Origin of the sequence: Piscibacillus sp. B03, from assembly GCF_052246295.1 — a bacterium.
Lineage (GTDB): Bacteria > Bacillota > Bacilli > Bacillales > Alkalibacillaceae > Piscibacillus.
In genome coordinates this window covers 81,055-103,057 of record NZ_JBQQCO010000005.1, presented here as the reverse complement: position 1 = coordinate 103,057, position 22,003 = coordinate 81,055, and the positions used below count along the sequence as shown (strand labels likewise).

Below are 22,003 nucleotides of genomic sequence, written 5' to 3'. Positions count from 1 at the left end.
TTGAAAGATGTTCTATAAATTCGCCAAAACAGTAGTTGGTCTAATCTTTCGTTTATTATTTAAAATTAAAGTGATTGGTAAAGAAAATATCCCTAAAAATGGGCCAGTCATTATTTGTTCAAATCACATTTCAAATTTTGACCCACCTGTTGTGGGAATCACAAGCGCAAGAGACATTCATTTCATGGCAAAAGAAGAATTGTTTGAGAAGCCATGGCTTGGCAAGCTTTTAACTAATTTAGGAGCTTTTCCAGTTAAAAGAGGCATGAGGGATCGAAACGCACTACGAAATGGTTTGAAATTACTAGAAGAAGGAAATGCACTAGGACTTTTTCCTGAAGGAACTCGCAGTAAAAATGGAGAAGTAAAAAAAGGACTAGCTGGAGCAGGATTTTTTGCTATGCGTTCAGATGCAACTGTTATTCCTTGTGCTATAATTGGTACATATAAAAAATTTAGCAAATTAAAAGTTGTATATGGACAACCCATTAATTTTGAATCCTTGAATAAAGAAAAACCAGGAGCTCAAGAAGTGACGGATGAAATTATGGATCATATTAAGCGATTATTAGAAGAAAATAGATGATTCATGTTAAGATGAAATTATTAACAATAGTTAGTGGTAGTTTCAAAGCTTAAGGAGGAAGAAGATATGAGCGAAAATCATGAAAATCAAATGGAACAAACATTAGAAGTAGGAAGCGAAGTAACTGGGAAAGTAATGAAACTTGAAGATAAACAAGTAATTGTTGATATCGGATCTAAGTTTGATGGAATTATTCCGATTTCTGAACTATCTCATTTACATGTAGAACATCCTAATGAAGTTTTATCAGAAGGTGAAGAAGTACAGTTATTAGTCACTAAACTTGAAGATGAAGCAATTGTTCTTTCTCGTAAGCAGCTGAGCCAAAAGCTAGCTTGGAAAAACCTTGAAGAAAAATTTGATTCAAATAAAGTATTTGAAGCTACAGTTATTGATGTAGTAAATGGTGGATTAGTCATGGATGCCGGTTTAAGAGCATTCATGCCAGCTTCTCATGTTGAGGCTTATTATGTAGAAGACTTCGAGCCTTATAAAGGTCAAACTTTAGAGGTCAAAGTAATCGAACTGGATGAGTCTAAACAAAGGGCTATCTTATCACATCGTGCTGTAGTTGAAGATGAACAAAATGCTAAAAAGAAAGAAGTATTAAGTACTTTAGAACCTGGCGCGGTTGTTGAAGGTACTGTACAACGTCTAACTAACTTTGGAGCATTTGTTGACCTAGGCGGTGTAGACGGTTTAATTCACATTTCTCAATTATCACATGATCATGTCGATAAAGCTGAAGATGTTCTTAGTGAAGGTGAAACTGTAAAAGTTAAAGTCTTATCGGTAGATCGTGATAATGAACGTATTGCACTTTCATTAAAAGATACTCAACCTGGTCCTTGGGGTGGTGTTGAAAAGGAATTCAGCGTTGGAAGCATAGTTGAAGGTGAAGTTAAACGTTTAGTTAATTTTGGAGCATTTGTAGAAATTAAACCAGGAGTAGAAGGTCTTGTTCATATTTCTCAAATCTCTAAAGAGCACATTGGCAATCCACAAGAAGTATTAAAAGAAGAGCAAAAAGTAAAAGTTAAAATCTTAGATATAAGTGAGAAAAACAAAAGAGTTTCTTTAAGCATAAAAGAAGCGCAAGAAGAACAAGATAATGTTGAACTCAAGAAGTATCAAAAAGAAGATGAGGAACAAGGCTTTCAATTAGGTGACTTAATTGGAGACCGCCTTAAAGACTTAAAAAAGTAAACGGATAATAAACTTAACGGAAAATTATGAGCGCCCTCACCAGCTAAATATGTTACGGAACAGCATAAACAATAATGAATCAAATCTATCAGTTGAGCCGCTCAGTTCCGTTTAATAAAAAAGTGGCGCAATGCCACTTTTTTATTTGTTAAGATCATGTATTAGTTTACATAAAAGGATGAAGTAGAGATGAAAAAATCGGTTGTAGCGATTGTAGGTAGACCCAATGTTGGTAAATCAACTATATTTAATCGTTTAGTTGGTGAACGTATCTCGATTGTTGAAGATACACCAGGAGTAACAAGAGATCGAATTTATTCTGAAGCCGAATGGCTGCATTCAACATTCAATATCATCGACACAGGTGGCATTGATATCAGTGACGAACCACTAATTGTTCAAGTGCGCGAACAAGCACAAATTGCGATTGAAGAAGCAGACGTGATTATCTTCTTAGTGAATGGTAGAGAAGGAATTACAGCAGCAGATGAAGAAGTAGCTAAAATTTTATATAAATCTAATAAACCAGTGGTCTTAGGTGTTAATAAGATTGACAACTATGAAATGCAAGACCTTTTATACGAATTTTACTCTCTAGGTTTTGGACAGCCTTATCCAATCTCAGGGACTCATGGATTAGGGTTAGGTGACTTGCTAGATGAAGTGATTAAACACTTCCCAGAAGAAGATGGTGAAGAGGAAGATGACGACAGAATTAATTTTTCCCTAATCGGAAGACCAAACGTAGGAAAGTCTTCACTTGTTAATGCCATCTTGGGAGAAGAACGCGTTATTGTCAGTAATATTGCAGGCACTACTAAGGATGCGGTTGATACTGAGTTCCAAAAAGATGAGAGAGACTTTAAGATTATTGATACTGCCGGTATGAGAAAACGTGGCAAAGTATATGAATCCACTGAGAAATATAGTGTTCTACGTGCGTTGAAAGCAATTGAGAGAAGTGATGTAGTATTAGTCGTTATTGATGCTGATACTGGTATAATTGAACAAGATAAGAAAATTGCTGGTTATGCGCATGATGCTGGTAAAGGAATTATTATTGTAGTTAACAAATGGGACGTTGTTGATAAAGAACAAGACACGATGAAGAAATTTGAAGATGACATCCGTCAACAGTTCCAATTTTTATCTTATGCACCGATCGTTTTCCTTTCAGCCTTAACGACAAAACGCATTCATACACTATTACCGATGGTAGTCGAAGTTAGTGAAAATCACTCTAAACGAGTTAGAACAAATTTATTAAATGAAGTCATTGAAGATGCACTGGCTATGAACCCTGCACCTTCAATTAAAGGACAGAAGCTAAAGATTTTATATACGACACAAGTTTCCACAAAGCCACCAACATTTGTTGTTTTTGTTAATGATCCTGATTTAATGCACTTCACGTATGAACGTTTCTTAGAAAATAGAATTCGTGACGCGTTTGGTTTTGTTGGAACACCAATTAAAATTTATGCTAGACAAAGAAAATAAAGAGGTGAATGGTTAAATGGGACAAATTGCAGTAATAGGCGCTGGAAGTTGGGGAACAGCTTTAGCCTTGGTGTTAGCACATAATGGCCATGATGTTAGAGTTTGGTCACATAGACAAGAACAAGTTGATGAAATAAATACGCATCATGTGAATTCTAAGTATTTACCTGACGTCGAACTCCCTTCTAACCTTGTTGCCGATGCGGATATGAAAGATGCCGTTGATGGTGCAAAAGCAATTTTATTAGTCGTTCCTACTAAAGCAATAAGAGAAGTTTGTAGACAATTAAGACCTTTTAGTACGAATGATCAAACGATTATTCACGCATCAAAAGGAATTGAGCCTGAAACACATAAACGAATTTCCGAAATGATTGTTGATGAACTTGGTGACAATGTACAAGATCGACTAGTTGTTTTATCTGGACCAAGCCATGCAGAAGAAGTAGCTTTAAAACAGCCTACTACTGTAACAGTTTCTTCTTATAACATGAACTCGGCTGAGATTGCACAAGATTTATTTATGAATGAAAACTTTAGAGTTTATACGAATGATGATGTCGTAGGTGTTGAAATTGGTGGAGCACTAAAAAACATTATCGCTCTTGGAGCAGGAATCTCAGATGGTTTAGGTTATGGTGATAATGCAAAGGCTGCACTTATTACTCGTGGTTTAGCTGAGATTGCACGTTTAGGATCAAAATTAGATGCTAATCCTCTTACATTCGCAGGGCTTACAGGTGTAGGGGATTTAATTGTCACGTGCACAAGTCAACACAGTCGAAATTGGCGTGCAGGTAACATGCTTGGTAAGGGTTACGTTCTGCAAGATGTGTTAGATCAAATGGGGATGGTTGTAGAAGGTGTTAGAACTACCAAAGCAGCTTATCAATTAGCTCAGAAATTAGAAATCCCTATGCCTATAACTGAAGGTCTTTATGAGTTATTGTTTGATGAAAAAGACCCTAAGCAAGTTGTAGACAATTTAATGAATCGTAGTAAAACTAAAGAATTAGAAGATTTAGCATCATTTTTATAAAATTAGACGCTAAACACACACAACAGCCCTCCTTGTTTTGCATATAGTATTACGAATGCAAACTCAGGGAGGAGCCGAATATGTCTCAAGATTTCCAACAAAACATTTTTGACCATTTAAAAAAGAAAGCAAATATTAACCCTAATGAAGTTATGAATGTTGCAAAGTCTGTTCAAAATGCGAACTTCAAAGATGAAAGAACCGTTCGTAATTTGGTTAGACAACTGGCAATGATGGCAAATAAGCCATTAAGCAAACAAAAAGAAGACAGAATTGTGAAGATGATTACTGAAAAGGGTCATCAATTAGACCAACAAACTTTGCAGCAGCTATTCAAAAAATAGGGTAAGAATGGGCAAGCGAAGTTTCGGGATGCACTATGAGTCATACTATATTATGCAACAGTCAATATGAGCTACTTTTGTGAGGAATTTAGTCTATAAATAAGAGGTGCAGAGCCCCATGCACCTCTTATTATTTTGTTTGAATCTGTTGAATGTTAACATGATTTACAAGTTTTTATTCTAAATTACTCTATTAGATGTGCTATAATACCATCTAGAGAAATAGAGAAAGGGCTTGATATAGATGATCGATCCAATGATGAGAATGTACATATCTTTTGGTGGAATGGGTGCATTAGTTTTATCAGCTGTATTAATATTACTTGCTAGACATAAATTATATGGATTTTTTAGAGTTATTATAAGTATATTAGCTTATTCTCTACTAATTGTCGGTAGTTTAATCATATTCTTTATTGTCTTTAGCGGACCAACTCCAGAATAGGTGGTATTAAAATGAAGTTGAAATTAATAACAATCATCTTAATGACGTTAATATTATCGGCTTGTTTATACCCTGATAGTCAAAGGGAAGAACAAACACCGACTAATGATGAGCAACTACAAGAAGTACAGCAAGCAGTGCATCAATATAGGGATCAAAATAATGGTCTCCTACCAATTAAAAACAGAGATCAAGACACACCATTATTTATTAAATATCCTGTTGATTTTAGTAAATTAAAAGAAGCAAATATTATGGGACAACCACCTGCAAACTCATATGAACGTGGGGGAGCTTATTCTTATGTAATCTTAGACCCTGAAGATGAAACGACTGTTAAAGTCTCTGATGTACGTGTTAATCAAGAATTGCGTTCTGTAAACTATGAAATTAATCTTTATCGTAATGAAAGCTTATATCCACCATATGGTGAGATGTTATTTAAAAATTATTTTAAACTTGACCATGAAGCTTTAAGTAGTCGAGAACCATTAACGGTTAGAAGCCCTTACACAAGAGAAGAACTAGAAATCATAATTAGTGTTGATGGCCAACCATTAGTAGACTATAGACCTGATGTGTATAAACTGTTAGATGAAAAAGGAATTGAAAAATATGATGGTGATCTACGGGATCTTTTAATTGACGAATATCCAATTGTCCCAACATATTCGCCACCAATGATATTAGAAGACGGAGAAATTATATTTAAAGAATATAATAATGAAACAAATGAATAAGCTTATTGTAGAGATTCTATTTAAATTTTATTAGAATCTCTATTTTTTTTAGAATTAAGTCATATTTGAGTAGGACAACATCATAAATTAATATTGCATCGAATAATAGGTGTACGATATTGTACAGGGTCGGAGGGATATAATGGAAAATTTTAACGTGTTTCATGACATATCGAAACGGACGAACGGTGATATCTACCTTGGAGTTGTAGGTGCAGTCCGAACAGGTAAGTCAACATTTATTAAGAAGTTTATGGATTTAGTAGTTATTCCGAACATCGCAAGTGAAGAGGAAAGAGAGCGAGCAAAAGATGAATTACCACAAAGTGCTGCTGGTCGCACGATCATGACGACTGAACCTAAGTTTATCCCGAATCAAGCCGTAGAGATTTCAGTAGATGAGGGATTAGACGTAAAAGTTCGCATGGTTGATTGCGTCGGTTACACTGTAGAGAGCGCAAAGGGTTTTGAAGATGAGAATGGACCACGAATGATTCATACACCTTGGTATGAAGAAGCAATTCCTTTTCATGACGCAGCTGAAATTGGAACCAGAAAAGTTATTCAAGAGCATTCAACAGTTGGTATTGTAGTTGCTACAGATGGTTCATTTGGTGAAATACCTCGAGAAGATTACGTTGAAGCAGAACGAAAAGTTGTAGAAGAGTTAAAAGAAGTTGGTAAACCATTTATTATGGTCCTTAACTCAAGCCGACCTCATGAGCTTGAAACAATGGAATTAAGAAATGAGCTGGCTGAAGAATATGACATTCCAGTACTTCCAGTTTCAGTTGAGAATTTACGTGAGGAAGACATCTACAATATTTTAAGAGAAGCGCTATATGAGTTTCCAGTACTTGAAGTCAATGTTAACCTACCTAGTTGGGTAATGGCTTTAAAAGAGGATCATTGGTTAAGAAAACAATTCCAAGGTGCTATCCAAGAAACAGTTCAAAACATCAAGAGACTACGTGATGTTGATCGTGTTGTTGGAGATTTCTATGATTATGATTTCATCACAGATGCTAATCTTTCTGGTATGGAAATGGGTGAAGGTGTAGCAGAAATTGACCTACACGCATCAGATGAGTTATATGATCAAGTATTAAAAGAGATTGTTGGCGTAGAGATTAGAGGAAAAGATCATCTGCTTGAACTGCTTCAAGATTATGCTGATGCTAAGAGAGAGTATGATCAAGTATCAGATGCACTACAGATGGTTAAACAAACTGGATATGGAATTGCAACACCAGCATTAGAAGATATGCGTCTAGAAGAACCTGAAATTATTCGACAAGGACCTCGTTTTGGAGTTAGATTAAAAGCAGTCGCTCCATCGATTCATATGATTCAAGTGGATGTGGAATCAGAGTTTGCTCCAATCATTGGTACTGAAAAACAAAGTGAAGAACTAGTCAGATATTTAATGCAAGACTTTGAGGAAGATCCATTATCAATTTGGAAGTCTGATATCTTTGGACGCTCATTAAGCTCAATTGTGAGGGAAGGTATTCACGCTAAGCTAACGTTAATGCCAGAGCATGCAAGATATAAATTAAAAGAGACATTAGAAAGAATTATAAATGAAGGTAACGGTGGCTTAATCGCCATCATCTTATAAAAGCGACATTTAAGTCGCTTTTTATTTTGTATTTTCTACATTGCTCTAGTGTTTTTAAAAATTTATAGTTAATAATGTCACTTATTTTAGATTGTTTTATCTAGCGCAATGCGCCCAACCGCTGGATGGTTAAAAGGGTGATTGCGCTTTTTTTTATAGGAGTGATTAACGTAAAATATTGGTTTATAGATAGTAGAATGGTATGATTTATAGAAGAAAAGTAGGTAAAAAACCTTTTAAAATGCTTATTTGACGCGATTTTCCCTTGCTATATAATCTATTTATGTGGTAATATGCAAATAACCGGCTAGAAAATTATGCTAAACTCAAAAAAGTCGGTATAACTGGGACAAAATGCAGTATTTTGTTGCATTCTCAGTGTATTTTTGTTTAAATGTGGTTAGAATGGTATTATCTGATAATTTGAAATTTGAGAGGAGGTGAAAGACATGAACAAGACAGACTTAGTAAATTCAGTAGCTGATCAAGCGGACTTATCTAAAAAGGATGCAGCTAAAGCTGTTGATGCAGTTTTAGAATCTATTACAGGTTCTTTAAAGAAATCTGAAAAGGTACAATTAATCGGTTTCGGTAACTTTGAAGTACGTGAGCGTTCTGCTCGTAAGGGTCGTAACCCACAGACAGGTAAAGAAATCGACATTCCAGCAAGCAAAGTACCTGCATTTAAACCAGGTAAAGCCCTTAAAGATGCTGTAAAATAAAGCAATACATAGGGCAACAGAGGAGGGGCAACCCTCCTCTTTTATTTTTCTATAAGATTATTTTATTGAGGACATTTAATAGACTTAACTTTTTTCGTATAAAATATATTGTTAATAATTGCTGTGATTAGATTATCAGCTCATTACGTGCTACAATATTACTGAGATATAGGGAATTTTATGTCTACACAATTAATAGGTGATATATGTGATCAATAGAGAAACTAATGAAATTCGTAAAGAGTTTATAAAAGTGTTTAAACATCCATACATAAGTGAAGATTTTTATAATTCAGTCCTATCTGAGAAGCAAATATTTTATTTTCAGGATTTATTAAAAGAAAGTGGCCAACCGGAGCATATCGATTTATTCTATGCACTATTACATATGCAATTATCTTTAGATATACATGATTTAATCGAATTAAAATTCAACTCATCATCTGAAGAGAAACGAAATCAGACAAATCAATTACAAGTGTTAGTTGGTGATTTTCACAGTTCGTATTTCTATCGAATACTTTCTGAACAAAATTATTTAGATGAGTTGTATCATTTTATAAAGTACATAAAAGAAATAAATGAACTTAAGATGACTCTTTTACATTCAGAAGCTTCGGATCTAAACAGTCAGTTGGATCAAATTGAATCTGTGCATTGTGGTTTATTTAATTCTGTAATTGATCTATATGGATTAACTGAATATAAAAATAAGAAGATAAGTGAACTAGTCACTTCATTAGTTTACCAGAGCCAAAGCGTTTGGCTAGATTTGTTAAAATCAAAAGAACCATCAACAGAATTAATGATTAATGAACGAATTAACAGATTAAATAAGATGAGTTATACAGGAGAAAGTTAAAATGGATCAACAATCTAAATCAGAAAAAGTACATTCAGTGTTTGAAAAAATTTATAAACGTTATGACAAAATGAATTCGATAATTTCATTTCAAAGGCACGTAGCTTGGCGAAAAGATGTTATGAAACAAATGAACGTTGAGAAAGGTTCTAAATGTCTTGATGTATGTTGTGGTACTGGTGATTGGACAATTGCACTGTCTGAGGCGGTTGGTGAAGAAGGTTATGTTTACGGGTTAGATTTTAGTGAAAACATGTTATCAGTCGGTCGGAAGAAAGTAGATGAGCGTAATATAAATAACATTACATTACAGCATGGTGATGCCATGAACCTACCATATGATGACCATCAATTTGATTATGTCACGATTGGATTTGGTTTGAGGAATACACCTGACTATAATCAAGTTTTAAAAGAAATGTATAGAGTCGTTAAACCTGGAGGCCAAGTCGTATGTCTCGATACATCCCAACCTACATTGCCAGTTTATAAACAGTTATACTTCTTTTATTTTGAACATATCATGCCTTTATTCGGTAAACTATTTGCAAAAAGTTATGATGAATACGCATGGCTTTATGAATCAACTAAAAATTTCCCTGGCAAAGATGAACTAGCTAAAATGTTTAAAGGTGTAGGCTTTAGTTCTGTAAAAGTAAAAAGCTATGCATTGGGTGCGGCAGCAATGCACTTAGGAATTAAATCAAAATAAGTTCATAAAGGTGAAATACATGAAAATCGCTACTGCATTAAAATATGTCAATAAAGATATACAACTAGTAGAGAAGAAAATAAAAAGTGTTACAAAAGCCGAAAGTTCCATGATTCAATCAGCATCCAATCACTTGTTGTCAGCTGGCGGAAAAAGAATTCGTCCTATTTTTGTGTTGTTATCATCACGTTTTGGAAGTGAAAATCAAGACAAAATCATTGATGTTGCCGTAGCATTAGAGCTTATACATATGGCTTCGTTAGTTCATGATGATGTTATTGATCATGCAATGTTGCGACGTGGTAAACCAACTGTTAATAAGCAATGGGATAATGGTACTGCTGTATACACAGGAGATTATATCTTTGCTAGAACTTTAGAGTTGTTAAAACCATTTAAGAATCACCGATTACATTCTGTGTTATCCAATACCATTCACGAGCTTTGTATTGGGGAAATTGAACAAATTAGAGATAAGTTCAATTTAGATCAAAACCATTTTACATATTTTAAACGAATTAAAAGAAAGACAGCTCTTCTTATCGAATCGAGTGCTCAAATGGGTGCTATTGCCTCTGGTGTTGATAGTGAAGTTGAAAACCTGCTTAAGGATTATGGATACAATATTGGTATGTCATATCAAATTATGGATGACATACTCGATTTTACATCCACTGAGAAAGAGTTAGGAAAACCAGTTGGCAGCGATTTGTTGAGTGGACATATTACACTTCCGACATTTTATGCAATGAGTGAAGATGAAAATATATTAAAAGGGGTTCAAGCTTACTTTAATGAAGAGGAACACCCTTTACAAATTGAAGAAATAATTTTAAAGATTAAACAATCTAAAGCAATTGAACAATCATATGAAGTGAGTCAGAGGTATTTACATAGAGCAAAGACTGCTTTAGAACAACTACCTAATTTAGAACCTAAACAGTACTTAGATGAAGTTGCACAATATTTAGGAAAAAGACGATTTTAAAATTTGATAAATAATTGTTTTTTTGGTTAAACTTTGATAAAATTTTTGACGGCTTACAAATTATTTATAGAGGTGAAAAAACATGGAAAAAACTTTCATTATGGTTAAACCAGACGGTGTACAACGTAACCTTATTGGTGATATTGTGCAACGCTTCGAGAAAAAAGGATTTAAATTAGCTGCAGCAAAATTAATGCAAATTTCACCAGAACTTGCAGAAGAGCATTATGGTGAACATAAGGACAAGCCTTTCTTCGGAGAGCTAACTGGATTCATTACTTCTGGACCTGTTTTTGCAATGGTCTGGGAAGGCGAGAACGTAATTGCTACAGCTCGTAAGATGATGGGTGCTACAAACCCTGCTGAATCTGATATCGGTACAGTTCGTGGCGACTTCGGTTTAACAGTAGGTAAAAATGTTATTCATGGTTCTGATTCACCTGAATCTGCAGAACGCGAAATTGGTTTATTCTTCAACAAAGAGGAATTAGTTTCTTACAATAAAGATCAAGATCAGTGGATTTACTAATCAGTAAAAAGGCCTTATGTTTAAGGCCTTTTTCTAGTTTTAGTAATGTCTAGCGCAATACACCCAACCATTTAGTGAATGTCCGTCTAAAAGATAGATTAAGGTAACATCGACTTTTGAAGATTGTCGTTTTTTCCTATACCTTAGCATAGTCGGTTTTATCCGTGGTTGAATGGGTACTTGCGCTTTTCTTATTTTATTCAAAATAATAGCCTTAGTATTCGACATTTTTTATAATAGTAATAGATGGATAAAGAGGAGAGTTGGGGAATGGATGATTACCAATCATTTATTAAATGGATTTATAAAGATGTTGGAGTAGATTTAAGCCTCTATAAGGAAAAGCAAATGAAAAGAAGACTAACGTCATTAAGAGAGAGACGTTCATATAATAATTTTCAAGACTATTATCAAGCCCTTAAAAAAGATCACAAGCTTATGAAAGAATTTATGAACCGGATTACAATTAACGTTTCTCATTTTTATAGAAATTATAATCGGTGGGAAATTTTAAAAAAGGATATCTTACTAGGAATTATGAGTGGGAAAAAGAATATTAAAGTTTGGAGTGCAGCGTGTTCAACTGGGGAAGAACCTTATACGATTGCTATGATGTTAAGTGATTTCTATGATTTGAAAGATATTTCTATTTTAGCAACTGATATAGATGAAGAAGCAATTGAACAAGCAAAAGTAGGCGTATATTCTGAACGGTCTCTTGATGAAACCCCTAAAGACAAACGGGAACGTTTTTTTAAAAAGACAAATTCTACATATGTAATATCCGAAGACATTAAAAAAACTGTTCATTTTAAGAAACATAATCTTTTAGAGGATGAGTATGAACAGTCATTTGATTTAATTGTTTGTCGTAACGTTTTAATCTACTTTACTGAACAAGCTAAAATAAGTGTATATCATAAATTTAATAAATCATTATCATCGAATGGGGTTTTATTTGTAGGCAGTACAGAGCAGTTATTTAGACCGAAAGACCATAATTTTGAACCAATTAAAACATTCTTCTATAAAAAATTAAATTAGTTGAGGTGTCATGATGCGATATTTAACGGCTGGAGAATCACATGGTAAACAATTGACTACGATTATTGAAGGTGTACCAGCACAAATGAATTTATTGAAAGATCATATCAATGAGTCATTAATTCGTAGGCAAGGAGGTTATGGTAGGGGCAGACGCATGAAAATCGAAAAAGATTTGGTTGATATTACGAGTGGTGTTCGCCATGGTTATACGCTAGGCTCACCAATTAGCCTTGTCATCTCTAACGACGATTTCAAACATTGGACTCATATTATGGGTGAAGATCCGATTGATGATGAAACGGAAATCAAACGTCAAATCACCAAACCACGTCCTGGGCACGCTGATTTAAATGGTGCTTTGAAGTATGGTCATCGAGATATGAGAAACGTCCTAGAGAGGTCTTCTGCAAGGGAAACGGCTGCTCGAGTGGCAGCTGGTGCCGTTGCTAAAACAATCCTAAGAGAAGTAGGCATTGATGTTTTAGGTTATGTTAAGAAAATTTATAATATAGAAGCTGAAGACCAGCCCCTTTTAACGATAGAAGAGAAGAAGGATATTTCGAACGAGTCTCCTGTAAGAACATTAGATAAGAGCAAAGAACAAGATATGATGGATCAGATCGACCAAGCTAAAAAAGATGGAGATTCAATTGGTGGTGTTGTAGAAGTACACGTCGAAGGTGTTCCGGCTGGCCTTGGATCCCATGTCCACTATGATCGAAAGTTAGACGGACGCATTGCTGGAAGTGTTATGAGTATTAATGCTTTTAAAGGTGTAGAGTTTGGCGTTGGGTTTGACGCGGCTAATCGTCGTGGAAGTGAGACGCATGATGAAATTGCATATGACGAGGATAAAGGTTATTATCGAAAGACGAATCGATTAGGCGGTTTTGAAGGTGGTATGACAACTGGCATGCCTATAATAGTAAAAGGGGTTATGAAACCCATCCCAACGTTATATAAACCTCTAAATAGTGTCGATGTTGATACGAAAAAACCTTTCCAGGCTAGTATTGAAAGATCAGATTCATGTGCTGTACCTGCTGCTTCAGTTGTCATGGAACATATAGTTGCCTGGGAGGTCGCTAACGCCCTTTTAGAACAGTTCACATCAGATACGATTAATCAATTAAAAGAAGAGGTTAAAAAGCATAGAGAAAGGATTCTTCATTTTTAATGAAACAGATTATTGTGAATTCAAGTGAAAGACCTTATCCTATTTACGTGGGGAAAGGGATCAGGCATCAATTTTCATATTTCCTAAAAGGTAAAAGCTACAGCCAAGTTTTTGTTGTTACGGATGAAAATGTATCAAAGTATTACTTGGATGATATTCTTGTTAGCTTGGAAAAATCATTTGTTGTAAAGTCATATACTGTTAAACCAGGTGAAGCATCTAAATCATTAACTGTTTATGAAAAACTTCAACAATTTCTTTTAAAAGAGAATGCAGATCGACATTCCGCCATCATTGCTTTAGGTGGTGGAGTAGTCGGGGATTTAGCTGGTTTTGTTGCTTCAACTTATATGAGAGGTATTTCGTTTATTCAAGCACCAACAACATTACTTGCTCATGATAGCAGTGTAGGTGGAAAAGTGGCCATTAATTTAGGAAAAACAAAAAATGTCCTTGGAAACTTCTACGCACCTGATTTTATAGTTTATGACACTGAAACACTATTTTCTTTACCTGAAAAAGAAGTTCGGTCGGGTTTTGCTGAGATGGTTAAGCATGGATTTTTATCAAAACATCACTTATTAGATTATATCAGGCAAAGAATGGAGAACAGGATTGATTTAACTACTAATAACTTTGACGATTTATTAATTGATTCAATCAAGGTAAAACAACAAATAGTAGAGCAAGACGAAAAAGAATCTAATATTAGGAAGTATCTTAATTTAGGTCATACGTTAGGTCATGCTATCGAAGCGATTACTTCTCATACACATGGGGAATGTGTCATGTATGGTATGTTATTTTCTTTATATACTTCAGAACAATTACAAGGCTTACACGGTAAGTTCTTGACAGAAGACTTATTGCAATGGATTAAACATTTAAATTACCCAATAGATATTATTTCAGAACAGGACATTGATTTATTATTAAAGAAGATGACTAATGATAAAAAGACAGTGAACCAACATATTCACTTCGTACTTTTAAAAGATGTCGGTAGTCCATTCGTACAACAATTAAAACCTAATGAAATAAGGCAATATTTAATTGGGTTTATGGAAAAGATGTACTAAGGGAATGAAGTAAATGAAAACGTTAATAAATAAACAAGGGGCTTTAAAAGGCACAATAGAAGTACCAGGGGATAAATCTATCTCCCATCGATCCATCATGCTGGGTGCAATCTCAAAGGGAGAGACAAATGTTTATAATTTCTTACAATCAGAGGATAGTTTTAGAACTATTAAAGCCTTTCAAGAGATGGATGTTCAAATTGAAAAAAAAGATCATGCAATTAGGATACTAGGGAAGGGAGTACAACATTTTACACCACCCAAAAATGAGCTTGATATGGGCAATTCGGGAACAACTGTTAGATTATTGAGTGGAATCCTATCAACGTTACCTTTTGAATCGAAATTGGTAGGTGATGACTCCTTAAGCCGAAGACCTATGAACCGAGTAATAGATCCATTAGCTGACATGGGAGCATTAATCGATTCAAGTAACGGGACATTACCTATGAATATAAAGGGTAAGAAGCTTAATCCAATTACATATAAACTACCAGTTGATAGTGCTCAAGTGAAATCAGCTATTTTATTTGCTGGTCTTTTAACAGAAGGCAATACTACCGTCATTGAACCTAATATTACACGTGATCATACTGAGCGTATGTTACCAATCTTCGGAGCGTCTATTCAAAGAAAAGGTAATAACATTACAATTGAGGGTTTACAAGATTTGAAGGGTTCTAATGTATATGTACCTGGCGATATTTCATCAGCTTCATTTTGGCTGGCCGGGGCAACTATAACACCGGGAAGTGAAGTTACAATACAGAATGTTGGTTTAAACCCCACAAGAACTGGTTTTATAGATGTGTTAAAAAGAATGGGTGCAAATATAGAAACTGAAATAACTAGTTATGAAGGTGATGAGCCTATAGGTCATATTCATGTTCGTTATACAGAGAGTTTAGTACCAATTAAAATTGATGAGCATGAAATTGCCAAGTTTATAGATGAAGTCCCCTTATTAGCTTTGGTTGCCACACAAGTGAACGGTTCTATGACTATAAATCACATTGAGGAGCTTCGGCATAAAGAATCAGACCGAATAAATACAACGGTTAATACGTTAAAGAGTTTTGGTGCAAAAATAAAAGAGATAAATGATGGTATAGTCGTAGAGGGAGGTCACCCACTTAACGGGGCAGACATTAAAGCGTTTGGTGATCACAGAATTGCAATGATGGCGGCTATTGCCTCATTAATAACTAGGACACCTGTAACCATTAAGGATAGTGATTGCATTAAAGTGTCTTATCCAAATTTTTTCGATGATTTAACATCGATTTTGAAATAATCATTTATGGCAGGAGGAGAAATAATGGATCCCATAGCAGAAGCATTAGATCTATATGATGCTGGCAATGTAAATGAAGCGGTTAACCATTTAATGGAACATGCGAGTGAAATCAGTGAACAAGAACAATTTTCAGTAGCGGAATTATTACAACAATGGGGGTTTCTTGAAGAAGCCAGGAGGTTATTTGAAGAATTACATCGAACCTATCCTAATGACCATCAAATAAAATTCCAATTAGCAGATATTTATATCGATTTAGAGATGGATACTGAAGCGCTTGAATTAATTGAGAGTATTGAGCCTGACGACCCAGAATATATCAATGCCTTAATGATTCTTGCAGATATTTATCAGTCACAAGGGTTAAGCGAAGTAGCAGAGCAGAAACTTATGCAAGCCAAAGAATTACAACCTGAAAATTATTATATCGACTTTGGCATAGCAGAATTAGCCTTTCATAACGGTGAATTTCACAAAGCTTTAGAGCATTATGAGATGTTAGAGTCACATGAAGGGGAATTCCCATTTGTTAATATTCACGAAAGATTAGCAGAGTCCTATGCATCAGTTGGTCAATGGGAAAATGCCTTAACATTTTATCAAGAGCTAGAGTTGAAAGAACCTGATCAATTGTTTAAGTATGGGTATACAGCATATCAATTAGCCAGATATGATATTTCTATTAAAGCTTGGAATGACCTTATTGACTTAGATCCAGATTACACCAGTGTTTACCCTTATTTAGCAAAGGCCTACGAGGAAGAGGGATTATTAGATTCTGCAAAAGACGTATTAAATCAGGGTATGAAGAAAGATGAGTACAATATTGACATGTACATTAGTTTAGCTCAACTAGAATTGAAACAAAATAATATAGAAGAAGCAAAAAGTAACTTAAAAGAAGCCATAGCATTGGATCCAAGCCATGAAAAAGCAATTTCAGAATTATACTCTATTTATGAAGCACATGAGAATTGGGAAGATGCTAAGAAACTTGTTGAGGAACTTATGAAATTTGAACCTTACCCAGAAATTCTTGATTGGAAAGCAGGACAAGTCTTTAACGAACTAGAAGAGTTTGATAAGGCTAAGAAATTTTATGAAAAAGCACAATTGACTTATCATAATGATGCCGATTTCTTGAAAGAATATGGTTACTTCCTTATTGAAGATGGTCAAATGGAACAAGCGATAAAGTTATTAAAGTCTTACTTAAAACAAAACCCTGAAGATCATGACACCAAAGAGTTTATTCATCGTTTGCAGGGTGGAATCTAAAAGAGGGTGAAGATATGGGTGTTACGACAAATCAAAAAAGGCTCTTTATTAATTGGTACTTGGACAATTTTAAGACAGAAAGAAGAGAAATGGTTTGGTTACTTGAGTATATGCTGAAGCGAGAAAATATACTCAAGAACGTACACTTTATTTTTGAAGCTCATTTGTGTCCACGTAGTATAATAATCGCAACTGACGATGATGAAAAACGTCCGTTTAGATACTATAAGGATCATGTGGTTACAACAGATGTAGATAAGGCGTTTCACGATATTAGACTAAATCCCGATGAAAAACTATATATAGAAGTAAAGTTTGAAGGAAATAGGCAATCAATCGAATACGCAAAAGTGTTGGAAGATAACCCATATTTACCTGATGATTATTATTTAGAAAATGACGATTATATATTATTAGAACGCTTTATAGAAGAATCATCTCGTCTATCAGAAATACATTTACTAAAAAGTAAGATCGATGCTGCTTTAGACTCTGGAGATGTTCACTCATTTAATAAATGGAGTGAAAAATTAAATAAATTAAAAGAAAAAAGAAAATACAAATCTTAATAGGAGTTTTAACATGAAATATCAAAGCTCAGACATTAAACAGTATGTTCAAGCTAAGGAGTATATTGATACTGCCATTTTACCGATCATACCTTATTCATTTAATACGGACCAAGATTTAATACAATTATCAACTCAGAAGGAATTAATAAAACTTTATGTTAATCAAATTGAAGGTGAATTAAAAGGACGAGTTTTTGTTTTACCTGAATATTACTACTTGAAAACAGACAAAATACTTGAAGAAGAAAAAGCTAGGTTGAAAGGTTTTGTCAATCATATTAATCAACAACCTTTCAAGTATACTTTTCTCATAACTTCAGATAGTAAGATGAGAAAGATTGACCGAGATGTAGATGCAGAGTTGATATGGCTTCCTGGAATGAGTGCTCCGGACTTGAATCAACAAGAGGCTCAACAATTTATCCAATCTCAAGTCCAAGAAATTAAAATGCTAATCCAAGATAGCTGGTCCGATTAATTATGACATTTTTTCATCTAAAATGTGGTTTTTATTGACCGCTTTTCAGGATTACGCTATCATTGTATTGTCCTAATAAATATGTGTATCATCAATACCCTGTTCGTTGTAATTGATGAATAGAGGGGGGAAAGACATGACTGATAAGAAAAACCAAGTTTCGCGTCGACAATTTTTAAACTACACACTAACTGGTGTGGGAGGATTCATGGGAGCAGCTATGGTTGCGCCGATGGTTGGTTTTGCGATTGATCCTTTACTTCAAGGTCAGAAGGAAACAGATTTTGTTTATGTAATGGACGTGGATGAGATTACTAGCGAACCACAACGTAAAACATTCTCTATCGACCAGGTTGATGGTTGGTACGAGTCTAAAGTAGACCGTACGGCATGGATCTTCAAAACAGAAGATGATGAAATTCTTGCATTATCACCTGTTTGTACTCACTTAGGATGTGTAGTTGACTGGAATGCTAAGGAAGAATTCCAAAATGAATTCTACTGCCCATGTCATGATGGTCGATATAACAAGCTCGGTGAAAACTTACCTAATACACCACCGACAGAACCATTACATGCGTATGAGTACAAGATTGAAGATGGAAGATTATTACTAGGTAAAGCGAAATCAAGAAAGGAGGCGTAATAGATGCTTCATAAGTTGTATGATTGGATTGATGAGCGATTAGATATTACGCCTATTTGGCGAGATATCGCTGACCATGAGGTACCAGAGCATGTTAACCCAGCTCACCATTTCTCAGCGTTCGTATACTGTTTTGGTGGACTGACGTTTTTCGTAACTGTGATCCAAGTTTTATCTGGTATGTTCTTAACAATGTACTACGTTCCAGATATCGTTAATGCATGGGAATCAGTTAAATACTTACAGACTCAAGTCGCTCATGGACAAATTGTTAGAGGTATGCACCACTGGGGAGCTAGTGTTGTAATCGTAATGATTTTCTTACATACATTACGTGTATTTTTCCAAGGTGCTTATAAGAAACCACGTGAATTAAACTGGGTTGTAGGTGTACTATTATTCTTTGTAATGCTTGGTTTAGGTTTCACAGGTTATTTATTACCTTGGGATAACAAAGCATTCTTCGCAACACAAGTAGGATTAGAAATTGCTGAAAGTGTTCCATACATTGGTGGAGATTTGAAAACACTACTTGCTGGTGATCCAGAAATTGTAGGTGCAAAGACATTAGCAAGGTTCTTTGCAATTCACGTATTCTTCTTACCAGCAGCACTGTTTGCACTAATGGGTGCACACTTTATTATGATTAGACGACAAGGTATTTCTGGACCACTATAAGATTTAATTCCATGTCATGAAAAGGAGGGAACACAGTGCAAAGAGGTAAAGGAATGAAGTTCGTCGGGGACTCCCGTGTTCCTGATAAAGAAAGTCGAAACAAAATTCCAAAGGATTACTCAGAATATCCTGGAAGAACGGAAGCTTTTTGGCCTAACTTCTTATTAAAAGAATGGTTAGTTGGTGCTGTCTTCTTAATTGGTTTCTTATGTTTAGTAGCAGCTGCGCCTTCACCATTAGAGCAACAGGCCGACCCAAATAATTCATCTTATATACCATTACCGGACTGGTATTTCTTATTCCTTTATGAATTACTGAAATATGAGTTTGCGGCAGCACAGTATGTTGTTATTGGTACTGTAGTCATTCCAGGTCTAGGGTTTGGTGCGCTATTATTAGCTCCATTCTTAGATGTAGGACCAGAACGTAAACCTTCTAAGCGTCCTATTGCGACTGGTTTAATGATCTTAGGTGTTGCAGCTACTATTTGGTTAACTTATGAATCAGCAGCTCATGTTGATTGGGAAGAAAGAGCTGAATACTCAGTAGAGGCAGTGCCGGATGTTGAAATCGATGAAGAACATCCAGGTTATGAAGTATACGCTAATAACTGTTTATCTTGTCATGGTGATGCCTTACAAGGTAATCCGGGCTTAGGTCCATCATTAGTTGGGATTCCTTATAATGCCGATCAAATTAAGGATATCGCGCAAAATGGTATTGGTGAAATGCCAGCGAATCAATTTGATGGTACAGAAGAAGAGTTAAATAATCTTGCTGAATTCATTGTAGAAACGAATGAAGCTGCAGCAGGTGAAGGTGAAGACTCAGAAGAGTAACAAATTTGATTGAAAGCTGACTTGTGATCACAAGTCAGCTTTCTTAATATAATTAGGTGATTACTATGTTATTTAAACTAAAATATATTTTAATGGATCGTACGTTTTTGATATTGCTATTAATTATTAATATATTAGGTACGATTTATGGTTACATATGGTATGAGTATCAACTCGTAAGAACTCCGACTCACTTTATCCCATTTGTACCCGACAGTCCAACTGCATCATTGTTTTTTGTAATCGTATTAATTGGTTTTTTAATGGGAAAGAATTATAAATTATTTGAAGCTCTAGCTATGTTAACACTCTTTAAATATGGAGTTTGGGCAGTTGTAATGAACATTCTAACATTTATTGAAATTGGTCAAACAACACCAGCTGGTTTGATGTTAATTGTTTCCCACGGTGCTATGGCTATTCAAGGATTAATGTATGCATCCTTTTATAAAATTGAATTAATTCACGTAGTAATTGCAGCGATATGGACATTACATAATGATGTGATTGACTATGTTTACGGTATGATGCCTATTTATGGTTCATTAAATCAATATATGTCCCACATTGGATACTTTACATTCTGGTTAAGTATTTTATCTATTTGGTTAGTCTATAAATTTGGGATGGTACAACGCACGAAAACAACTCCATAAGTCATATAATATAAAAAAGCTTGTGGAGTGTTAAATATGTTTAATATCTTAGATATGATGATTGTATTGAACCATTCGTCCATAAGTAGTTTATTTATGACAGTTTTGATTGTATTTGGAAGTGTATTAACTACTTTAAGCTATGTCGCTTGGAAACGTTACCATCACTATGAAAATGGAAGCAATTTTATTGATAAAAATCAAAGAAATGAATAAAATTAACTATATAGAAACAGAAATGGAGGAATGACACTATGGGGATGGGAACTTTTCTCATATACTTTGCGATACTTTTAATTTTACCTTTATGGGCCCAAAGTAAAGTAAAGAATACTTATAAAAAATACATGAAAGTGCCTAACTCTTCAGGTATGTCAGGTGCAGATGTAGCTAGAAGAATTCTTCAGGAAAATGGAATATTTGATGTGAATGTAGAGGAGACAAAGGGTTTTTTAAGTGACCATTACGATCCTAGAAAGAAAGTTGTTCGACTCTCCTCACACAACTATCATCAACATTCAAAAGCAGCTGCAGCAATAGCAGCGCACGAAGTAGGACATGCTATTCAAGATGCTCAGGATTATGCATTTTTAAGATTTAGACATGCTCTAGTGCCGGTGGCTAACCTTGGTTCAAACTTGTCTATTTTCTTAATTATAGGTGGTATTATTTTTAGCGCAACAGGTTTGGTAGGTATAGGTATAGTATTCATGGCATTCGCTGTATTATTTCAACTTGTCACATTACCAGTTGAATTTGATGCGTCTAACAGAGCTATGGATCAATTAGTTTCCTCTGGTATTATTACAAGTAATGAGCATACTGAAACGAAGAAAGTGTTAAACGCAGCTGCCTTGACTTACGTTGCAGCAGCCATTGTTGCAGTAATGGAGTTACTCCGTTTTGTATTCATATTTTTAAATATGAACAATGATTAAATAAAAATAAAGCCAGGGATAGAA

At 34.8% G+C, this 22,003-nt stretch carries 25 protein-coding genes; all 25 read left to right on the top strand.

Features of this window, described 5'->3' with window-relative positions; translation table 11 throughout:
* Nucleotides 1–7: 7 nt before the first annotated feature.
* The 25 genes from ACTWQB_RS05335 to ACTWQB_RS05215 all read left to right on the top strand — a co-directional run bounded on the left by ACTWQB_RS05335 (nucleotide 8) and on the right by ACTWQB_RS05215 (nucleotide 21,979).
* On the top strand, nucleotides 8–586 hold the full coding sequence (locus ACTWQB_RS05335) for a lysophospholipid acyltransferase family protein (protein ID WP_443138148.1): 579 nt from the start codon (nucleotides 8–10) through the stop codon (nucleotides 584–586).
* A gap of 66 nt (nucleotides 587–652) precedes the next feature.
* Nucleotides 653–1,792 (top strand): 30S ribosomal protein S1, encoded by a 1,140-nt coding sequence (rpsA, locus tag ACTWQB_RS05330; RefSeq protein WP_443138147.1) that lies wholly within the window; start codon nucleotides 653–655, stop codon nucleotides 1,790–1,792.
* Nucleotides 1,793–1,981: 189 nt separating this feature from the next.
* Nucleotides 1,982–3,292 carry a ribosome biogenesis GTPase Der gene (gene der / locus ACTWQB_RS05325; protein ID WP_443138146.1) on the top strand — a complete coding sequence of 437 codons (1,311 nt, stop codon included), beginning with the start codon at nucleotides 1,982–1,984 and terminating at the stop codon, nucleotides 3,290–3,292.
* Between the two features lie 16 nt (nucleotides 3,293–3,308).
* Nucleotides 3,309–4,331 (top strand): NAD(P)H-dependent glycerol-3-phosphate dehydrogenase, encoded by a 1,023-nt coding sequence (locus ACTWQB_RS05320; RefSeq protein WP_443138145.1) that lies wholly within the window; start codon nucleotides 3,309–3,311, stop codon nucleotides 4,329–4,331.
* Between the two features lie 80 nt (nucleotides 4,332–4,411).
* Nucleotides 4,412–4,675: a stage VI sporulation protein F gene (locus ACTWQB_RS05315; RefSeq protein ID WP_443138144.1), complete on the top strand. Its 264-nt coding sequence runs from the start codon at nucleotides 4,412–4,414 to the stop codon at nucleotides 4,673–4,675.
* 244 nt (nucleotides 4,676–4,919) lie between these two features.
* A complete protein-coding gene (locus ACTWQB_RS05310; protein ID WP_443138143.1) occupies nucleotides 4,920–5,120 on the top strand; it encodes a DUF2768 domain-containing protein in 201 nt (66 codons plus the stop codon).
* Nucleotides 5,121–5,131: 11 nt separating this feature from the next.
* Nucleotides 5,132–5,860, top strand: coding sequence for a hypothetical protein (locus ACTWQB_RS05305; RefSeq protein ID WP_443138142.1), 729 nt, complete (start codon nucleotides 5,132–5,134; stop codon nucleotides 5,858–5,860).
* 142 nt (nucleotides 5,861–6,002) lie between these two features.
* Nucleotides 6,003–7,481, top strand: a complete 1,479-nt coding sequence (gene spoIVA / locus ACTWQB_RS05300; RefSeq protein ID WP_443138141.1) for a stage IV sporulation protein A — start codon at nucleotides 6,003–6,005, stop codon at nucleotides 7,479–7,481.
* Nucleotides 7,482–7,930: 449 nt separating this feature from the next.
* On the top strand, nucleotides 7,931–8,203 hold the full coding sequence (locus ACTWQB_RS05295; RefSeq protein ID WP_443138140.1) for an HU family DNA-binding protein: 273 nt from the start codon (nucleotides 7,931–7,933) through the stop codon (nucleotides 8,201–8,203).
* A 208-nt stretch (nucleotides 8,204–8,411) separates the two neighbouring features.
* On the top strand, nucleotides 8,412–9,065 hold the full coding sequence (locus tag ACTWQB_RS05290; RefSeq protein ID WP_443138139.1) for a heptaprenyl diphosphate synthase component 1: 654 nt from the start codon (nucleotides 8,412–8,414) through the stop codon (nucleotides 9,063–9,065).
* Nucleotide 9,066: 1 nt separating this feature from the next.
* On the top strand, nucleotides 9,067–9,777 hold the full coding sequence (locus ACTWQB_RS05285; RefSeq protein WP_443138138.1) for a demethylmenaquinone methyltransferase: 711 nt from the start codon (nucleotides 9,067–9,069) through the stop codon (nucleotides 9,775–9,777).
* Between the two features lie 19 nt (nucleotides 9,778–9,796).
* On the top strand, nucleotides 9,797–10,765 hold the full coding sequence (locus ACTWQB_RS05280; protein ID WP_443138137.1) for a polyprenyl synthetase family protein: 969 nt from the start codon (nucleotides 9,797–9,799) through the stop codon (nucleotides 10,763–10,765).
* A gap of 82 nt (nucleotides 10,766–10,847) precedes the next feature.
* Complete coding sequence (gene ndk, locus ACTWQB_RS05275) at nucleotides 10,848–11,294, top strand: nucleoside-diphosphate kinase (protein ID WP_443138136.1); 447 nt, start codon at nucleotides 10,848–10,850, stop codon at nucleotides 11,292–11,294.
* 270 nt (nucleotides 11,295–11,564) lie between these two features.
* Nucleotides 11,565–12,338, top strand: coding sequence for a CheR family methyltransferase (locus tag ACTWQB_RS05270; RefSeq protein ID WP_443138135.1), 774 nt, complete (start codon nucleotides 11,565–11,567; stop codon nucleotides 12,336–12,338).
* Nucleotides 12,339–12,351: 13 nt separating this feature from the next.
* Nucleotides 12,352–13,518 carry a chorismate synthase gene (gene aroC, locus ACTWQB_RS05265; protein WP_443138187.1) on the top strand — a complete coding sequence of 389 codons (1,167 nt, stop codon included), beginning with the start codon at nucleotides 12,352–12,354 and terminating at the stop codon, nucleotides 13,516–13,518.
* A complete protein-coding gene (aroB, locus tag ACTWQB_RS05260; protein ID WP_443138134.1) occupies nucleotides 13,518–14,597 on the top strand; it encodes a 3-dehydroquinate synthase in 1,080 nt (359 codons plus the stop codon). The genes aroC and aroB overlap by 1 nt, the downstream gene beginning before the upstream one ends.
* A 13-nt stretch (nucleotides 14,598–14,610) precedes the next feature.
* A complete protein-coding gene (aroA, locus tag ACTWQB_RS05255) occupies nucleotides 14,611–15,891 on the top strand; it encodes a 3-phosphoshikimate 1-carboxyvinyltransferase (protein ID WP_443138133.1) in 1,281 nt (426 codons plus the stop codon).
* 24 nt (nucleotides 15,892–15,915) lie between these two features.
* Nucleotides 15,916–17,172: a tetratricopeptide repeat protein gene (locus tag ACTWQB_RS05250; RefSeq protein ID WP_443138132.1), complete on the top strand. Its 1,257-nt coding sequence runs from the start codon at nucleotides 15,916–15,918 to the stop codon at nucleotides 17,170–17,172.
* Between the two features lie 14 nt (nucleotides 17,173–17,186).
* Complete coding sequence (locus ACTWQB_RS05245) at nucleotides 17,187–17,741, top strand: ReoY family proteolytic degradation factor (RefSeq protein WP_443138131.1); 555 nt, start codon at nucleotides 17,187–17,189, stop codon at nucleotides 17,739–17,741.
* 13 nt (nucleotides 17,742–17,754) lie between these two features.
* Entirely contained in the window at nucleotides 17,755–18,222 is a 468-nt protein-coding gene (locus ACTWQB_RS05240; RefSeq protein WP_443138130.1) for a DUF2487 family protein, read from the top strand.
* 136 nt (nucleotides 18,223–18,358) lie between these two features.
* A complete protein-coding gene (locus ACTWQB_RS05235) occupies nucleotides 18,359–18,868 on the top strand; it encodes a ubiquinol-cytochrome c reductase iron-sulfur subunit (RefSeq protein ID WP_443138129.1) in 510 nt (169 codons plus the stop codon).
* Nucleotides 18,869–18,871: 3 nt separating this feature from the next.
* A complete protein-coding gene (gene qcrB, locus ACTWQB_RS05230) occupies nucleotides 18,872–19,546 on the top strand; it encodes a menaquinol-cytochrome c reductase cytochrome b subunit (protein WP_443138128.1) in 675 nt (224 codons plus the stop codon).
* 35 nt (nucleotides 19,547–19,581) lie between these two features.
* Nucleotides 19,582–20,385: a c-type cytochrome gene (locus ACTWQB_RS05225; protein ID WP_443138127.1), complete on the top strand. Its 804-nt coding sequence runs from the start codon at nucleotides 19,582–19,584 to the stop codon at nucleotides 20,383–20,385.
* Between the two features lie 65 nt (nucleotides 20,386–20,450).
* Nucleotides 20,451–21,041, top strand: a complete 591-nt coding sequence (locus tag ACTWQB_RS05220) for a DUF1405 domain-containing protein (RefSeq protein WP_443138126.1) — start codon at nucleotides 20,451–20,453, stop codon at nucleotides 21,039–21,041.
* Nucleotides 21,042–21,295: 254 nt separating this feature from the next.
* Nucleotides 21,296–21,979: a zinc metallopeptidase gene (locus tag ACTWQB_RS05215; protein WP_443138125.1), complete on the top strand. Its 684-nt coding sequence runs from the start codon at nucleotides 21,296–21,298 to the stop codon at nucleotides 21,977–21,979.
* Nucleotides 21,980–22,003 lie beyond the last annotated feature (24 nt).

Coding starts and splice junctions, on each gene's coding strand:
- ACTWQB_RS05305 (WP_443138142.1), top strand. CDS start 5,132: ATGAAGTTGAAATTAATAACAATCATCTTAATGACGTTAATATTATCG.
- ACTWQB_RS05250 (WP_443138132.1), top strand. CDS start 15,916: ATGGATCCCATAGCAGAAGCATTAGATCTATATGATGCTGGCAATGTA.
- ACTWQB_RS05285 (WP_443138138.1), top strand. CDS start 9,067: ATGGATCAACAATCTAAATCAGAAAAAGTACATTCAGTGTTTGAAAAA.
- ACTWQB_RS05315 (WP_443138144.1), top strand. CDS start 4,412: ATGTCTCAAGATTTCCAACAAAACATTTTTGACCATTTAAAAAAGAAA.
- rpsA (WP_443138147.1), top strand. CDS start 653: ATGAGCGAAAATCATGAAAATCAAATGGAACAAACATTAGAAGTAGGA.
- qcrB (WP_443138128.1), top strand. CDS start 18,872: ATGCTTCATAAGTTGTATGATTGGATTGATGAGCGATTAGATATTACG.
- aroB (WP_443138134.1), top strand. CDS start 13,518: ATGAAACAGATTATTGTGAATTCAAGTGAAAGACCTTATCCTATTTAC.
- der (WP_443138146.1), top strand. CDS start 1,982: ATGAAAAAATCGGTTGTAGCGATTGTAGGTAGACCCAATGTTGGTAAA.
- ACTWQB_RS05335 (WP_443138148.1), top strand. CDS start 8: ATGTTCTATAAATTCGCCAAAACAGTAGTTGGTCTAATCTTTCGTTTA.
- ACTWQB_RS05310 (WP_443138143.1), top strand. CDS start 4,920: ATGATCGATCCAATGATGAGAATGTACATATCTTTTGGTGGAATGGGT.
- aroA (WP_443138133.1), top strand. CDS start 14,611: ATGAAAACGTTAATAAATAAACAAGGGGCTTTAAAAGGCACAATAGAA.
- ACTWQB_RS05320 (WP_443138145.1), top strand. CDS start 3,309: ATGGGACAAATTGCAGTAATAGGCGCTGGAAGTTGGGGAACAGCTTTA.
- ACTWQB_RS05215 (WP_443138125.1), top strand. CDS start 21,296: ATGGGGATGGGAACTTTTCTCATATACTTTGCGATACTTTTAATTTTA.
- ACTWQB_RS05240 (WP_443138130.1), top strand. CDS start 17,755: ATGAAATATCAAAGCTCAGACATTAAACAGTATGTTCAAGCTAAGGAG.
- spoIVA (WP_443138141.1), top strand. CDS start 6,003: ATGGAAAATTTTAACGTGTTTCATGACATATCGAAACGGACGAACGGT.
- ACTWQB_RS05235 (WP_443138129.1), top strand. CDS start 18,359: ATGACTGATAAGAAAAACCAAGTTTCGCGTCGACAATTTTTAAACTAC.
- aroC (WP_443138187.1), top strand. CDS start 12,352: ATGCGATATTTAACGGCTGGAGAATCACATGGTAAACAATTGACTACG.
- ACTWQB_RS05245 (WP_443138131.1), top strand. CDS start 17,187: ATGGGTGTTACGACAAATCAAAAAAGGCTCTTTATTAATTGGTACTTG.
- ACTWQB_RS05280 (WP_443138137.1), top strand. CDS start 9,797: ATGAAAATCGCTACTGCATTAAAATATGTCAATAAAGATATACAACTA.
- ACTWQB_RS05220 (WP_443138126.1), top strand. CDS start 20,451: ATGTTATTTAAACTAAAATATATTTTAATGGATCGTACGTTTTTGATA.
- ACTWQB_RS05295 (WP_443138140.1), top strand. CDS start 7,931: ATGAACAAGACAGACTTAGTAAATTCAGTAGCTGATCAAGCGGACTTA.
- ACTWQB_RS05270 (WP_443138135.1), top strand. CDS start 11,565: ATGGATGATTACCAATCATTTATTAAATGGATTTATAAAGATGTTGGA.
- ndk (WP_443138136.1), top strand. CDS start 10,848: ATGGAAAAAACTTTCATTATGGTTAAACCAGACGGTGTACAACGTAAC.